A 15,554-nucleotide genomic window follows, 5' to 3' on the forward strand; every position below is an offset into this window, starting at 1 on the left:
TTTGTAAATTTGCGAAGTGATATCAAAAAATAAGATAAAGCTTATCCACTCTCTTGAAACAAAAAAAGGAAGAGAGAAAGTAGGACTGTTTGTAGCAGAAGGACCGAAAGTTGTCAATGATCTGCTACACGAGGGATTTGTAGCAGATGAGATATTAGACGATATAGAAGATATCAAGAAGGTTTCTTTCCTACAACATCCACAACCTCTTTTGGGTGTTTTCAAGTTGCCAGAAGTAACTTTAAAATGTCCGAATGATTACTTAAGTTTATTCAACAAAGTGGTTGATAACCATCTTGTTTTAGCGCTTGATGGCGTACAAGACCCTGGCAACCTTGGTACTATCATTCGCATTGCAGATTGGTTTGGTATTGAGAATATCTTTTGTTCGCATGAAACGGCAGACTGTTGGAATCCAAAAGTTGTTCAGGCGACAATGGGAAGTATTGCAAGAGTGAAGCTTCATTATCTGAATCTGAATGATTTGATAGATCAACTCCCTGCTGACTATCCTATCTATGCTACCCTACTTGATGGCAATAATATCTATGAGCAAGAACTCTCTCATCACGGAATGATTGTAATGGGAAATGAGGGAAAAGGTATTTCTCCACAGCTTAGAACAAAGATTAACCGAAAACTTCTCATTCCAAACTATCCTCCAGAGCGTGAAACTGCAGAGTCTTTGAATGTGGCAATTGCAACATCTATTGTTTGTGCTGAATTTAGAAGACGATGAAAGCTACCTTTTTAGGGAATAAATAACTACTAACCTACAAAGAAACGTAATATGATAGACTTACAAAAATTAGTCAGAACAAATATTAGAGAACTTATCTCTTGCGCTGAAATAAAAGCTGAAGAAGATGTAAGGGATTCTCAACATATTATGCTTGATGCGAATGAAAATCCATATAACAAACCTTTTAACCGCTATCCTTCTGACGATCAGATTGAGTTGAAGGAAGAACTGGCAAAGCTAAAAGGTGTTACGTCTAAGGAAATTTTCTTAAGCAATGGCTCTACTGAGGCGATAGACATGTGCTATCGTATCTTCTGTCAGCCAAAGGTTGATAATGTTGTAGCAATAGAACCGACTTGCGAACTATACAAACGTTTTGCAAGATTAAATGATATTGAATACCGTTCAGTACTTTTGAATGAGTATTTTCAGTTGAATGCTTCAGAACTTCTTAGAGCTTGTAATAAGCAAACTAAGCTGATTTGGCTATGCTCTCCTAATACACCAACGGGTAATATTCTGAATGTAGAAGAGGTTGAGAAGGTGGTGAAAGGGTTTAATGGTATTGTCGTCATTGATGAGGCTTACGCTGACTTCTCACGTTCACAAACCTTTCGAGAACGTGTCTCTGAGTTTCCTAACATGATAGTACTCAACACTTTCTCTAAGGCATGGGCAAGTGCAGCTATTCGTTTAGGTGTGATTTATGCGCAAGAGGCTATCATTAACGTATTCAACAAGGTGAGTAGTCCTTACAGTATCAACCAATTAACACAAGAACAAGCTATTGATGTTCTTAGGCACCGCTATGACATTGAGGATTGGATAAAGATACTTTTGTTAGAACGCAAGCGTATGATAAGTGCCTTTGCGAGTTTAACTTGTTGTGAGAAAGTTTATCCATCAAATGCCAATTTCTTCTTAGCTCAGATGAAAGATGCAGAAAGCGTATATAACTATCTGTGCGAAAAAGGTATTAAAGTTAGGAATTGTTCTAACCTATCGTTATGCAACAATTGTTTACGCATAACAATAGGTTCTAAGGCTGAAAACGCTGAAATTCTTGGTATACTGAGGTGTTATAAGCCTACAAAATAACCTTATTGCTTATAATTGATATCATTTTAATTAGAACATCATGGTTAGATAAGTCGAATATCTTATCCATCAGATGTGGTGCTGATGGTAAGCACAAATAGTGCTAACGGTTAGCACCAATTGTGCTGTGGGTAAACACCAATTGTGCTAAATGCTAAAACTCTTGCAAAAAGGACTTAATAAACACGTGGTCCAAAGATAGTTGTACCCACGCGAACCATTGTTGAACGACATTCTACGGCTATGTCGTAATCGTGACTCATACCCCACGAACGCTCCTTGAAATCAGGATCATCAGCAAAATACTTAGCTTTCAGTTCATCAAAGAGGTCGGCTGCCATTGTCATCTCCTTCTTAATCTGATTACGGTCATCTACATTCGATGCCATCATCATTAATCCCGAGATATGTACATTCTTGAGTTGCTTCCATTCGCCACTCTCTAATAGTTCTCGACAAGCATCTGGAGTAAAACCATATTTAGATTCTTCTTTTGCAATATGAAGTTCGAGAAGAACATTGATAACACGGTTGTACTTCGCAGCTTGCTTATTGATTTCTTTCAATAACTTCAAAGTGTCAACAGCTTCAATCATAGAAATATAGGGTGCAATATACTTCACTTTATTGGTCTGAAGATGACCAATAAAGTGCCACTCTATATCTTTTGAAAGTGTCTCAACCTTACGTGTAAGTTCTTGTACCTGACTCTCACCAAAGATACGCTGCCCTTCACGATAAGCAGCTTCTAAGTATTCATTTGGGTGAAACTTACTGATGGCAACCAACTTCACACCATCAGGAAGATTCCTAAGCACCTCGTGTAAATTCTTTGCTACATCAAACATAATTGCAAGTTTCTTTCTACTAAAAGAATTATATTACTTCTCGAACTCTGGTTTTTCGTTCTTCTTTCCAGCACGATGTTCAAAGACATCCATTATCTTTGTTTCAGTAATGGCAACAATCTCATAATCAATCATTGTTGAACCCATCACCTCATCTACATGCTTGACAGCCCCACTTACAGAATGAGCCTGAACAAGATAGGTTACAGAAGTGCGCTTCTCCTTTTCTGTCTTTTCGTCCAACGTGATGAAAGCAAGCTTTGCCTTGAACCACTTATCATCAGTATCAATATCGCTAAAGAAAATCTCACCGAATGGTGCTGGTGAAATAGCTTTCACGTCAAACTCACCGCTAACATAATGTGACATCTCCTCTGTGATAAACTCCTCAGCCTCAGAGAAACTGAGTGCATCAACCACATACTGTTCAATGACTTTCTTGTTCTGGCCATCTTCCATAGTCTTGTCATATCTAACTCGCGTTTCAAACCAAGTGCTCGTTCTACTTCTCATAATTATTTTTTAAGTTTTAAGCCTTACTTTTCAGTTATCAGATAAAGACAAACCAAAGAGCGTTAGGCGATTTTTATAGATGTGCAAAAGTAGTAAAAATTCTGCGTTAATCTGATAAAAGTGCGGTTAAAATAAAAAAAATGTCTACCTTTGCATCACAGTAAAGAATATAAGAGCAGACATCTTCTACTCTCATTCATTATCGGGAGAATAAAAAAGTCAATATGCCAGAAATATCAGTTCGTGGACTTGAAATGCCAGAGTCACCTATCAGAAAATTGGCTCCACTTGCTGTTGAAGCAAAGAAACGTGGTACTAAAGTTTACCACTTGAATATCGGTCAACCTGATCTTCCAACACCGCAATGTGGATTGGACGCACTGAAAAAGATTGATCGTAAACTTTTAGAGTACTCACCATCTCAAGGCTTTCTTTCTTATAGAGAAAAACTCTGTAACTTTTATGAGAAGTTTAACATAAACGTTACTCCAGATGACATCATCATTACTTCTGGTGGCTCTGAAGCTGTGCTGTATTCCTTTATGGCATGTCTGAATCCTGGAGATGAAATCATCGTCCCAGAACCTGCATACGCTAACTATATGGCATTTGCGATATCAGCAGGTGCGAAGATTAAGACGATAGCAACCTCTATAGAGGAGGGTTTTGCACTGCCTAAGGTTGAAAAGTTTGAAGAGCTTATCAATGAGAAGACTCGTGCCATTATGATATGTAATCCAAACAATCCTACGGGTTATCTGTATACAAGAAGAGAGATGAATCAGATTCGCGACCTTGTCAAGAAGTACGACCTCTACCTCTTTTCGGATGAGGTTTATCGTGAGTATATCTATACTGGCTCGCCTTATATCTCAGCAATGCACTTGCAGGGAATTGAGAATAACACCGTACTTATTGACTCAGTATCAAAGCGTTATAGCGAGTGTGGTATTCGTATTGGTGCACTGATTACGAAGAATGAGGAGATACGTAAGGCTGTGATGAAGTTCTGTCAGGCTCGTCTCTCTCCCCCACTGATTGGTCAGATTGTAGCCGAAGCAAGTCTTGATGCCCCAGCATCTTACTATCGCGATGTCTACGATGAGTATGTGGAGCGTCGTAAATGTCTCATTGATGGATTGAACCGTATCCCAGGTGTCTACTCTCCAATCCCTATGGGAGCCTTTTATACTGTAGCTAAGCTTCCTGTTGACGATTCTGACAAGTTCTGTCGCTGGTGCTTGGAAGAGTTCAGCTATGAAGGCGAAACAGTTATGATGGCACCAGCCAGTGGTTTCTACACAACACCTGGTGCTGGTCGTAATCAAGTTCGCATCGCTTACGTACTCAAACGTGAAGATTTGCAACGTGCTCTGATAGTTCTTCAAAAGGCTTTGGAGGTTTATCCGGGACGTGTTGAAGAAGAATAAAGTCAATTTATAATTCACAATTCATGATTCAGAATTCATAATTATGATTACTTATGTTTGTTGCTTAAAAGGGTCTTCTCAAATAGATTAAGATGTATTTTTCTAACAAGAGATAGGCATATAGTTGTAAACAAAGAATAAGAAATTTGTTGTATAATTAAGCTATTGGAATAGATTATTCAGCCATACAGTATGATGGTAATCATAATTATGAATTCTGAATTTTGAATTATAAATTAAAATAATGAACTATCCGCTTTTTATTGCTCGTAAGATATATAACGGAGGAGACAAAACTCGAAAGGTGTCAAAGCCCGCTATTACCATTGCTACAGTAGGTGTTGCAATCGGTTTGGCAGTGATGATAGTATCAGTATGTGTTGTATTGGGCTTTAAACATTCCATCCGTGATAAGGTGGTAGGCTTTGGTAGTAATATAACTGTTGCCAATTTCCTAACCCTGCAGAGTTCCGAGCAATATCCAATTGTGGTAAATGACTCACTTGTAAAGCAATTAAAGGCTGTTCCCGGAGTAAAACATGTACAGCGTTATGCGTATACTCAAGGCATATTGAAGACCGATAATGATTTTCTGGGTGTCATGTTGAAAGGAGTTGGACCAGACTTTGACTCTACTTTTATTCATAATAATATGGTTGAAGGGAGTCTTCCTCGCTTTTCTGACACAGAAAATCAACAGAAATTGGTTATCTCTAAGACTATTGCTGATAAACTTAACCTAAAAGTTGGACAACGTCTTTTTGCTTACTTTATTAACGAAGAGGGTGTTCGTACACGTAAGTTTACTATCGCTGGTATCTATGAAACAAACATGAAGCAATTTGATTCACAGATTTGTTTCACAGATCTTTATACCACTAATAAGCTTAATGGTTGGGAGTCTGACCAATGTAGTGGAGCAGAACTGTTGGTGAACGACTTTTCACAGCTTAATACCATTACATACCATGTGCTTAGCAAAATCAAGAATACAATTGACCATTATGGCGAGACTTACTCTGCAGAGAGCATCATTGAGCAAAATCCACAGATATTCTCTTGGCTCGATCTAATGGATTTGAACGTATGGATAATCCTTGCATTGATGATAGCCGTAGCTGGGGTTTCGATGATATCGGGTCTGTTGATTATCATTCTGGAGCGTACTCAGATGATTGGTATATTGAAGGCACTCGGATCTCGTAATCGTCAGATACGCCATATTTTCCTTTGGTTTGCTACCTTTATTATTGGTAGAGGTTTGCTTATAGGCAATTTCATAGGATTGGGTATTATCTTCTTACAGAAGTGGACTGGTCTTATTAAGCTTGACCCACAGACTTATTATGTAAGTACTGTGCCAGTAGAAATAGACATCCTCCTTATCATTGGTCTGAACCTTGCGACTATGTTGGTATGTATAGCTGTTCTGATTGCGCCAAGCTATCTCATCAGTCGTATTCATCCAGCTAAGTCAATGCACTACGAGTAAACCATTATCGTCTGCATTTTGGTGTGAAATTATGAAAGGAAAACGACTTGTTGTTTATAGATCTAACATCATAGGGATTTTTTGACAATTCACTACCTCGCAAAGTAATCCTTGTGTATGACGTTTACATAGCAAATATATAGAAAAACAACGGGGAAACGAACTTGTAGAAGGGTCACAGCCATATCGCAAACAACACGGAATATATTCAAAAATCCTGAAACCAATGGGCTTTTCAAAGGCAGACTTTGGTGAACAAGTAAAATATAAAGCTGTAAACTACTATTATGCAGGGTATAATGATTGTGATTTTGAATTAGAAATTACTGATGTAGAAGTCTCACCTATTTACTATTCACTCGCTCAAAAGTGGATTAGTGGTAACAGACTAAAGTCATCAATCAGCTTACAGAGCGGAGAACGTAGACAAAAGCAATGTCACGGATGTGCCGATGGTACAAAAAGAAACAGGGACGTAGCGCACAGGTTACTGATATTTTTGATAACAAACGCTATGACTTAATGTCTATAATTCCACAAAAACATCACATTAAAACCTCATTTATCCCTTTGTTCATGCATGCCTTAGCGAAAAAGAAAAAGAAAAGTTATAAAAAGTTTGGAATAATCAGAAAATCTTATTACCTTTGCACTCGCTTTACAAAAGCATAGGGAGATTCGCTAGCTCAGCTGGTAGAGCACAACACTTTTAATGTTGGGGTCATGGGTTCGAGCCCCATGCGAATCACTGAGTGCAAATCGAGTAGGAGGTAAACGCTAATTATAGGTGTTTATCTCCTATCTTCACGTTTACCAACCTCTCACACCACCGTACATGCGGTTCCGCATACGGCGATTCCTGGCTCAGTAGAAAAGAGGTGTGGAAATTTTCTTAATTAATATATTTTTCTTTCCTTTGTATTATGGAAGAAAAATACCTATATCAATTAGCCGAATTCGTTTTACCAGGCGATGTCTTACATTATTTCTCTATTGTTAATATAGAGTCTAATAGTTCTTTGTTACGCATTTATCTTGATGAGAAGATGGAGAAAGAACTTTCCGATGATCTTCATTTTGAATCTAAAGGTTTTATGGCTGCTGTCGAAGTGACAGACTTCCCGATTCGGGACCATAAGGTCATATTGGTTCTTCGTAGACGTCGATGGGTAGATATTCGTACGGGTAAGAGTTTCTCTCTTCCCTTGCAGATTGATATTACAGCCTCCGGGGTTCGTTATTCCAAAGAGTTCGGAGCTTTTTTAAAAGAAACGTATGGAGACATCCCCAGTGACCTGCCGTACACTTGAGGAATTCTATCATATCAATGGACATAGTTTTGAGAAACAATATAAGGAAACATTAAGCGGTTACAGGTCCTGGGAGCAGTTGCCTCATGCACAGAAGTGGCTTCTCTTTGAGGATAATATTGGCAAAAACTTAGCTATAGACGAGACATCCTTGTCCAATGGTGAACTCTATACGATTGTGACTAATAGGGATAAACATGGCAGGGAAAGATGTCTTGTAGCAATTGTTGCAGGAACCAAGTCTTTGGATGTCTGCAAAGTGTTGGATAAGATAGATGAAAAGAAGCGGGAAGAAGTAGAAGAGGTCACCTTGGACTTATCCGATAGTATGCGTAAGATAGTAAGACATTGTTTTCCCAAAGCTAAACGAGTTGTTGATCGCTTTCATATACAGAAACTTGCAAGTGATGCCGTGCAACAGATGAGAATAGAGCACCGCTGGTCTGCCTTACAGCAAGCAAATGACGAGAAAGAGAATGCAAAGTTAGAAAACAGACCCTATCAACCTGTGACTTTTGAGAATGGAGATACACGTAGTGAACTGCTGGTAAGAAGCAGGTATCTGTTATTTAAATCATCAGAGAAATGGACTGATGAGCAGAAGCTAAGAGCCAAGATACTATTTAGAGAATATCCTGACATTAAGAAGGCTTACGGCTTATCACATTCGCTAAGAATGATTTTTGCTAAGAATACTATCAAAGATGCAGCCAGACTATCATTGGCAAAATGGTATAATAAGGTTGAAGAAGCAGGCTTTCATTCCTTTAATGTCATTGCCGCAACTTTCTACGAGCATTACGATGACATACTTAACTTTTATATTAACAGGTCTACAAACGCTGCAGCTGAATCCTTCAATGCGAAAATAAAACTATTTAGGGCTAACTTAAGAGGGGTTGTAGATAAAAGTTTCTTTCTTTTTAGACTTGCTAAACTATATGCGTATCCACACTGAATATCTACTGTCCCCGATTCCTATTTAACATACCAATCATTTCCTATATATTTATATTCTTGTTTGTGCTCATTAAAAAGATATACTTTATCAGTATAGTGTTTGTTTATTTTAATATAATCTGTGCCATTAGATATGACTCTTATTATTTTACCATAATCAATACGACAATATGATAAATTTAACCTTTTATACACCTTGATTAAGGTAATTATCTCTTTGTCCTTCAACATATAATTACTCGGTTTTTTTTTAATTTTGAGATTATTATCTACAAAAACGAGACCGCTCCCTTTTATCCTATATAATTCAAAAATTATAGTATCAAAATCTCTATTATAGATTAACACTCCATCAAATTGTCGATAATCATAGTTTGGTATTTGACTATTGTACCTAATTTCTGAGGTACAATCACCGAAGACGAAAAGAACTACAAATAAAATTATCATTTTTATCTTGGAATCCATACATTTATCTCCCAACTATCTTGTTATACCTTAATTCCGCAGAACAAAATCTTATAAGAAACCCAAGTGCCTGAGTGACAAAGTCTTCAAAACACTTGGATATGTCAGAAATTTCACCTAACATAGTGCTGTTAAATAAAAAGCAAGCAAAACAAGTGACATGACAAAGATAGCAATTAAAAACGAGAATATCACTTCTTTCGGTGGAATTTATCATATTATGGACGTATTTTCAAAGTTGGGCTTTGAAAAACTTACAGAATCTGTCTTGGGCAAATGTGGGTGTAGCGATAAGGCTTTTAGTCATGGAAACATTTTCGGTTCTCTCTTCTTCAGTTACCTTTGTGGTGGAGAATGTCTTGAGGATATCAATGCGCTTATAGGGCAGTTCAGGCAGAGACCTGGCACGCAACTGCCTGGTGCCGACACTGTAGGACGTGGACTTAAGGAACTTGCCGAAGAGAATATCGTCTATAAGAGCGAGATCTCTGGGAAGTCGTATAGCTTCAATGCAGCAGAGAAACGGAACACCTTACTTCTGCGAATGATACGACAGATGGGGCTTATAAAGGTAGGCAGCCATGTTGACTTGGACTTTGATCATCAGTTTATTCCTGCCCACAAGTTCGATGCAAAGTATTCTTACAAACAGGATTTTGGCTACTTCCCTGGTTGGGCTTCCATTGGGGGGCATTATCGTTGGAGGTGAGAATCGTGATGGAAACACCAATGTGAAATTTCATCAGGAAGACACGCTTCGTCGCATTATGGACCGAGTAATCTCAGAACTTGGTGTGACAATAGAGCGTTTCCGTGCCGACTGTGGGTCGTTCTCAAAGGAAATTATCCAAACCGTAGAGCAATGCTGTAACACATTCTATATACGTGCTGCCAACTGTAGCACCCGACACGAGGAGTTCTGCCAGCTGGAAGAATGGAAGAGCGTTGAGGTTGGTTATGAATTTTGTCAGTGTGCCAGCGAAATGGGTGCGCACAGGAAGGCAGAACGTTCTAAACCTTTATACCAATAAAGCATACTACTCTGAAGTTTTCCTTGAATAAACAGCATTTCTTTGTGGCATTCATTTCTCCATTGGCTTGAGTGAAGGATTTTATGCGCCTGCAAGGGCAAATTCCAGCCTAAGCTCGCTTCTTATCACATGTAGAAGCAAAAAAGATATCTCAACACATTAAGTTATCTCACAAGAAAAAGTGCTGCGGAATTAAGGTTCGATACTTTTTATTATAATTTCTCTTTTGTCATTCTGTTGTTATAATTAATATTATTACCTTTGCAGCAATTATTTCGAAATAAAAAATCTCTGCTTATCCAACAAAGATGAGTGGACAGTAAATTCTAATCGTATAATGAAACAATTCAGACTGGTGGACAACATCGTCGGATGGCTTGCATTTTTTATTGCAGCTTTCGTCTATTGTTCCACAATTGAACCGACAGCCAGCTTTTGGGACTGTCCCGAATTCATTACAACAGGGTATAAACTGGAGATTGGTCACCCTCCTGGGGCACCATTCTTTATGCTTACAGCCAATCTCTTCTCACATTTTGCGAGCGACCCAACAGAGGTAGCACGTATGGTCAACACCATGAGCGCATTGCTTTCGGCAACGTGTATCATGTTCCTTTTTTGGACCATCACCCACCTCTCACGTCGACTGATTGTGCGTGACGGTGAAGCTCCTTCACTTGCAAAAACTATAGCCATCGAAGGTGCAGGTCTGGTTGGTGCACTGATTTATACTTTCAGTGATACTTTCTGGTTCTCAGCAGTTGAGGGAGAGGTATATGCCTACTCTTCAGCCTTTACCGCTGTTGTGTTCTGGCTTATCTTGAAATGGGAAGATAATGCTGACAGACCTCATTCTGACCGTTGGTTGGTACTGATTACCTATATGACAGGTCTATCTATTGGTGTGCACCTTCTCAACCTCCTTTGTATTCCAGCCATTGCACTGGTTTACTATTATAAGAAGGTGCCTGATGCAAACCTAAAAGGTTCACTATTTGCTTTGCTCCTCTCAGTGATTCTCGTTGCGGCCGTTCTTTATGGTGTTGTTCCAGGTATTATTACTGTAGGTGGATGGTTTGAGTTGTTCTTTACGAATACACTTGGCATGCCATTCAATACTGGTACTATTATTTATATTGCCTTACTCATTGCTTCCTTCATTTGGGGTATTTATGAGACATATCAGAACAAGAGTCCACGCCGTCAGAATATAGCATTCTTGGCTGCATTGGGACTGATTGGTATTCCATTCTATGGCTATGGCTGGGCAGCATTCTTTACTGGACTTGTCGTACTTGCACTCGTTTACGTACTGCTTCAGTGGCAGCGTCCATTCAACAAAGATGGTAAGAAGCAGCGTGTTGCACTTGTATCTTCACGCATTAAGAACACAGCTTTACTTTGTATGCTGATGTTGTTTATCGGCTACTCTTCATATGCTGTAATCGTTATACGCTCAACAGCCAATCCACCAATGGATCAGAACTCACCAGAGGATATCTTTACTTTGGGTAGTTATCTGAGTCGTGACCAGTATGGTGATCGTCCATTACTCTACGGTCAGGCATACTCAAGTCAGCCAGCAGTTGCAGAAGATGGTATGCACTATAAGTTTGATGAGGGGGCACCAGTTTATGAGCGTAAGGAAAAAGCATCTAAGGATGAGAAGGACTCTTACTTCATTGTACGTCATAAGGCTACACAGGTGTTTGAGCAGAATATGTTTTTCCCACGTATGTACAACCCAGGTTCTGCAGATCAATACGAACAGTGGATGGGCGGTATTACTGGTCATGATGTTGATGGCGTAAAGATGCCTACACAATTGGAGAACATGAAGTTCTTCCTTTCTTACCAATGTAACTTCATGTACTGGCGTTACTTTATGTGGAACTTTGCTGGTCGACAGAACGACATACAAGGCAATGGTGAGCCAGAGCATGGTAATTGGATTACTGGTATCTCATTCATTGATAACGCACTCTATGGCGATCAAAACTTGTTACCAGATGAGTTAAAAGCAAATAAAGGACACAATGTCTTCTACTGTCTACCTTTATTGCTCGGTCTAATAGGTCTTTTCTGGCAGGCATGGCGTGGAAAGCGTGGTATACAGCAGTTTTGGGTTGTATTCTTCTTATTCTTTATGACTGGTCTTGCTATCGTTATCTATCTGAACCAAACCCCAAGTCAGCCACGTGAGCGTGACTATGCTTATGCTGGCTCATTCTACGCATACGCAATATGGTGTGGTTTGGGTGTATTGGCACTCTATGACTGGGCACGTAAGTTAAAGGTTGCACCCGTACTTTCAGCCTCTGCCATTTCACTTGCCTGTCTGTTTGTTCCTATTCAGATGGCATCTCAGACATGGGACGACCACGATCGTTCAGACCGATATGCATGTCGTGATTTCGGTCAGAATTACCTTAATTCATTGCAGCAGAAGGGTAATCCAATTATCTTCACAAATGGTGATAATGACACTTTCCCACTTTGGTACAACCAAGAGGTTGAAGGAGTACGCATAGATTCACGTGTCTGCAACCTTTCTTATCTGCAGACAGACTGGTATATCGACCAGATGCGTCGTCCTGCATACAACTCACCAAGTGTACCTATTTCGTGGCCACGCCTTGACTATGTAAGTGGTACAAATGAATATGTACAAGTTGCACCAGAGTTTAAGCAGCAGATTCGAGACTTCTATAAGCAAGACCCAGCTGCAGCAAAGGCACAGTTTGGTGACGACCCATTTGAATTGAAGAATATTCTCAAGTATTGGGTACGCTCAAAGAATACAGAAAATCATATTATTCCTACTGATACCATCTACATGACAATCGACAAGGAGGCCGTTCGTCGTAGTGGTATGATGCGTCCTGGTAATTCTATTCCAGATCGTATGGCTATCTCATTGGCAAGAAAGCAGGCATTGTACAAGAACGACTTGATGATGCTTGAAATGATTGCTAATTGTAATTGGACTCGACCTCTGTATGTAGCAATCACTGTTGGTGCGGAGAACTTTATGAACTTAGGAGAGAATTTTGTTCAAGAGGGTCTTGTAAATCGTATCACTCCATTCTCAACAGAGGATAAAGCAAATACGACTGGTATCAACATGCGTAACTTCGACACAGAGAAGACATACGATGTAATGATGAAGCGCTTTAAGTGGGGCGGTCTTAACCGACCAGGACTCTATATTGATGAAACTGTAGCTCGTATGTGTTATACGCATCGTCGTGAGATGGCTGACCTTGCACTCCACCTTATTACAAAGGGAGAAAAAACTAAGGCGTTGAAGGTTTTGCAGAAGGCTGAGAAGGAAATACCAACCTATAATGTTCCAATTAGCTACATGAGCGGTTCTGGTGAGATGGCACGTGCATACGCATTGCTGGGACAGAAAGCAAAGGCACGTCAGTTATATGATGCGTTGTGGAAGATTTCACTTCAGTATGTTAACTACTATCTGAGTCTTAATCCTCGTCTCTTCAATATGACCCAAGGATCATGCAAAATGAATTTCCAGATAATGATGAATCTTGTTAATGAGAACGAACAAAGTGATCGTACATGGGCGAATAAACATGCAGATCAGTTGAACAATCTCTTTACAAGGTTTCAAAGCAAAGGTGGCGCATTGATGTAGGATTACAATAATCCTCATAATAGATAATTAAAACTAAAAGCCAGAATCTGGTTGTCTTAAAAGACTACCAAACTCTGGCTTTTTGTTTTACACTATCCAGATATAACCTTAGTCTAATGGGTACATTAACTGGATAAATTAGAATAGTAATAATCAACAAATAATTTCTTTCTCAATCTTTGAGAAGATATTAGGGACACATCGAATAATATGCTAATAGAACAACCTGCACGCTGGTTACGTATCTTTTATCCACACGCTCTTTGGCGTATGGACAAGAACGAACATTCTGTCTATCTCACATTTGATGATGGACCAATACCTGAGGCAACACCTTTTATTCTTGACACACTTGACCAATTCAATGCAAAGGCCATGTTTTTCATGGTTGCTGATAATGTAAGAAAACATCCAGAGATATATGAGGAGGTTATTCGTCGTGGACACAAAGTAGGTAATCACACCTATCATCACCTTGGTTCTTTCAGACATTGGACATTGACCTATGCTGTAGATGTAACCAAAGCTGATGCACTACTCAATTCACCATACTTCCGTCCTCCACATGGATGGTTACGTCATACAGTTTATTGGTGGGTAAAACAGAATTATCGTGTTGTAATGTGGGATCTTGTAACACGTGATTATTCCAAATGGTTGACAGCAGCAGACGTGGTAAACAATATTAAGAAATACTCACGTAATGGCTCTATCATTACTTTTCATGATTCACTCAAGAGTATTGATAAGCTTCGCACTGCACTACCAGAGTCTTTGCAATGGCTTAAAGACCAAGGTTATGAATTCAAGGTTTTCCCTGATGACCCTGCAGAAACTTTTTAAGAAGAAATTGATACACCTCAATAATATTTGAAATAAAAGAATAACATCTTATGGTATAACATGGAGTATAACCATGGGTATCAAGTCATATACTTCACAGTACCAGTTAATGCGATTACATTAAAACTTTTAACCTCATCGTATGACATCAACAAACGCCAACAGCTCTAACATCCATGAGGAAGATTTTGCTACTGTTCAATCAGCAACGATCAAGTCCTTAGCTCAAGATATGGGGTTCTTTGCTTGTGGCATAGCGAAGGCAGCACCTGTTGATGAAGCGATAGCACAAAAATATCGAAGATGGTTGGAAAATGGAGAAGAGGCTTCCATGGCGTATATGTCAAATTATTTAGAAAAACGTCTTGATCCACGACTCCTTGTTCCTGGCGTACGAAGCATTATTTCACTTGCTCTTAACTATGCTCCTGCTCAACAAATACCTGAAGGTGAATACCAGATTGCAGCCTACGCACTCGGTCAAGATTACCATGACTTGATGAAACAAAAGATGAGGGAGTTGGCTATAAAGATAACAGAGCGATGGCAGCTTCCATCAAAAGAAAATGGAGAAGAACCATCAATACGCTGTTTCTGTGACACAGCTCCAGTACTTGAACGTTACTGGGCACAGAAAGCTGGACTTGGTTGGATTGGACGTAATCATCAACTTATTATCCCACATGCTGGTTCAATGTTCTTCTTGGGGGAGATATTCTTACCTTATGAAGCTGATGTTTATGATGAACCAATGTCGAATCGCTGTGGAAACTGTCATCGTTGTATAGATGCCTGCCCTACCCAAGCCATCATTCCGAATGAGGACTTCCATGCCGAACGCTGTCTATCCTATCAGTTAATTGAAAACCGAGGAGAATTGTCTGATGAAGCAAAAAACAATATGGGTAATACCATCTATGGTTGTGATCGATGCCAAACAGCTTGTCCATGGAACCGCTTTGCTACTCCCAACACTGAGCCTGCACTCCAACCTAAACCAGAACTTCTCAGCATGAGCAAGGAAAAGTGGCATAATCTCACCGTCGAAGATTATCAACGCCTTTTCAAAGGTTCAGCTGTGAAGCGTGTCAAATATGATGGACTAAAACGAAATATTACCGTAACAAAATGTAAATTGTAAGCATCAAATAGCTACGATAC

General features: G+C 39.4%; 12 protein-coding genes, 1 tRNA gene and 1 pseudogene. 12 read left to right on the forward strand and 2 right to left on the reverse strand.

From position 1 onward, the window contains the following. Nucleotides 1–16 precede the first annotated feature (16 nt). Nucleotides 17–739, forward strand: coding sequence for an RNA methyltransferase (locus J5A56_RS00125; protein WP_021670709.1), 723 nt, complete (start codon nt 17–19; stop codon nt 737–739). A 51-nt stretch (nt 740–790) separates the two neighbouring features. Beyond that, on the forward strand, nt 791–1,840 hold the full coding sequence (hisC, locus tag J5A56_RS00130) for a histidinol-phosphate transaminase (RefSeq protein WP_021670710.1): 1,050 nt from the start codon (nt 791–793) through the stop codon (nt 1,838–1,840). 176 nt (nt 1,841–2,016) lie between these two features. Here the strand turns inward: hisC and J5A56_RS00135 are convergent, their stop codons facing one another. Beyond that, nucleotides 2,017–2,688, reverse strand: coding sequence for a YggS family pyridoxal phosphate-dependent enzyme (locus tag J5A56_RS00135; RefSeq protein WP_021670711.1), 672 nt, complete (start codon nt 2,686–2,688; stop codon nt 2,017–2,019). Nucleotides 2,689–2,721: 33 nt separating this feature from the next. Then, entirely contained in the window at nt 2,722–3,201 is a 480-nt protein-coding gene (locus tag J5A56_RS00140; protein WP_021670712.1) for a DUF4494 domain-containing protein, read from the reverse strand. A 224-nt stretch (nt 3,202–3,425) separates the two neighbouring features. On the opposite strand from J5A56_RS00140, the gene J5A56_RS00145 reads away from it, so the two are divergent. The 10 genes and pseudogenes from J5A56_RS00145 (at nt 3,426) to queG (ending at nt 15,534) form a co-directional block, all read left to right on the forward strand. Next, entirely contained in the window at nt 3,426–4,631 is a 1,206-nt protein-coding gene (locus tag J5A56_RS00145; protein ID WP_021670713.1) for a pyridoxal phosphate-dependent aminotransferase, read from the forward strand. 244 nt (nt 4,632–4,875) lie between these two features. After that, entirely contained in the window at nt 4,876–6,123 is a 1,248-nt protein-coding gene (locus J5A56_RS00150) for an ABC transporter permease (RefSeq protein ID WP_021670714.1), read from the forward strand. 226 nt (nt 6,124–6,349) lie between these two features. Then, nucleotides 6,350–6,646: a hypothetical protein gene (locus J5A56_RS00155; RefSeq protein ID WP_021670715.1), complete on the forward strand. Its 297-nt coding sequence runs from the start codon at nt 6,350–6,352 to the stop codon at nt 6,644–6,646. Nucleotides 6,647–6,798: 152 nt separating this feature from the next. Then, nucleotides 6,799–6,871 (forward strand) — tRNA-Lys (locus tag J5A56_RS00160). Between the two features lie 175 nt (nt 6,872–7,046). Further along, on the forward strand, nt 7,047–7,433 hold the full coding sequence (locus J5A56_RS00165; protein ID WP_021670716.1) for an ISAon1 family transposase N-terminal region protein: 387 nt from the start codon (nt 7,047–7,049) through the stop codon (nt 7,431–7,433). Then, a complete protein-coding gene (locus J5A56_RS00170; protein ID WP_036918582.1) occupies nt 7,399–8,391 on the forward strand; it encodes an ISAon1 family transposase in 993 nt (330 codons plus the stop codon). Before J5A56_RS00165 ends, J5A56_RS00170 begins: the two co-directional genes overlap by 35 nt. A gap of 630 nt (nt 8,392–9,021) precedes the next feature. Next, nucleotides 9,022–9,841, forward strand: a pseudogene (locus J5A56_RS13805) (transposase); the annotation flags it as partial. Between the two features lie 388 nt (nt 9,842–10,229). Next, entirely contained in the window at nt 10,230–13,550 is a 3,321-nt protein-coding gene (locus tag J5A56_RS00180; RefSeq protein WP_021670534.1) for a glycosyltransferase family 117 protein, read from the forward strand. Between the two features lie 210 nt (nt 13,551–13,760). Then, on the forward strand, nt 13,761–14,393 hold the full coding sequence (locus J5A56_RS00185) for a polysaccharide deacetylase family protein (RefSeq protein WP_021670533.1): 633 nt from the start codon (nt 13,761–13,763) through the stop codon (nt 14,391–14,393). A 142-nt stretch (nt 14,394–14,535) separates the two neighbouring features. After that, the gene (queG, locus tag J5A56_RS00190; protein WP_211815449.1) at nt 14,536–15,534 is read left to right on the forward strand and encodes a tRNA epoxyqueuosine(34) reductase QueG; all 999 of its coding nucleotides are present in this window, start codon (nt 14,536–14,538) and stop codon (nt 15,532–15,534) included. Nucleotides 15,535–15,554: the final 20 nt, after the last annotated feature.

Source organism: Prevotella melaninogenica, assembly GCF_018128065.1.
Taxonomy (GTDB): Bacteria; Bacteroidota; Bacteroidia; order Bacteroidales; family Bacteroidaceae; genus Prevotella.

Bases quoted from the DNA above. Each gene is read 5' to 3' on its own strand.
- J5A56_RS00165 (WP_021670716.1), top strand. From the start codon at position 7,047: ATGGAAGAAAAATACCTATATCAATTAGCCGAATTCGTTTTACCAGGC.
- J5A56_RS00185 (WP_021670533.1), top strand. From the start codon at position 13,761: ATGCTAATAGAACAACCTGCACGCTGGTTACGTATCTTTTATCCACAC.
- queG (WP_211815449.1), top strand. From the start codon at position 14,536: ATGACATCAACAAACGCCAACAGCTCTAACATCCATGAGGAAGATTTT.
- J5A56_RS00155 (WP_021670715.1), top strand. From the start codon at position 6,350: ATGGGCTTTTCAAAGGCAGACTTTGGTGAACAAGTAAAATATAAAGCT.
- J5A56_RS00145 (WP_021670713.1), top strand. From the start codon at position 3,426: ATGCCAGAAATATCAGTTCGTGGACTTGAAATGCCAGAGTCACCTATC.
- J5A56_RS00150 (WP_021670714.1), top strand. From the start codon at position 4,876: ATGAACTATCCGCTTTTTATTGCTCGTAAGATATATAACGGAGGAGAC.
- hisC (WP_021670710.1), top strand. From the start codon at position 791: ATGATAGACTTACAAAAATTAGTCAGAACAAATATTAGAGAACTTATC.
- J5A56_RS00180 (WP_021670534.1), top strand. From the start codon at position 10,230: ATGAAACAATTCAGACTGGTGGACAACATCGTCGGATGGCTTGCATTT.
- J5A56_RS00170 (WP_036918582.1), top strand. From the start codon at position 7,399: ATGGAGACATCCCCAGTGACCTGCCGTACACTTGAGGAATTCTATCAT.
- J5A56_RS00135 (WP_021670711.1), bottom strand. From the start codon at position 2,688: ATGTTTGATGTAGCAAAGAATTTACACGAGGTGCTTAGGAATCTTCCT.
- J5A56_RS00140 (WP_021670712.1), bottom strand. From the start codon at position 3,201: ATGAGAAGTAGAACGAGCACTTGGTTTGAAACGCGAGTTAGATATGAC.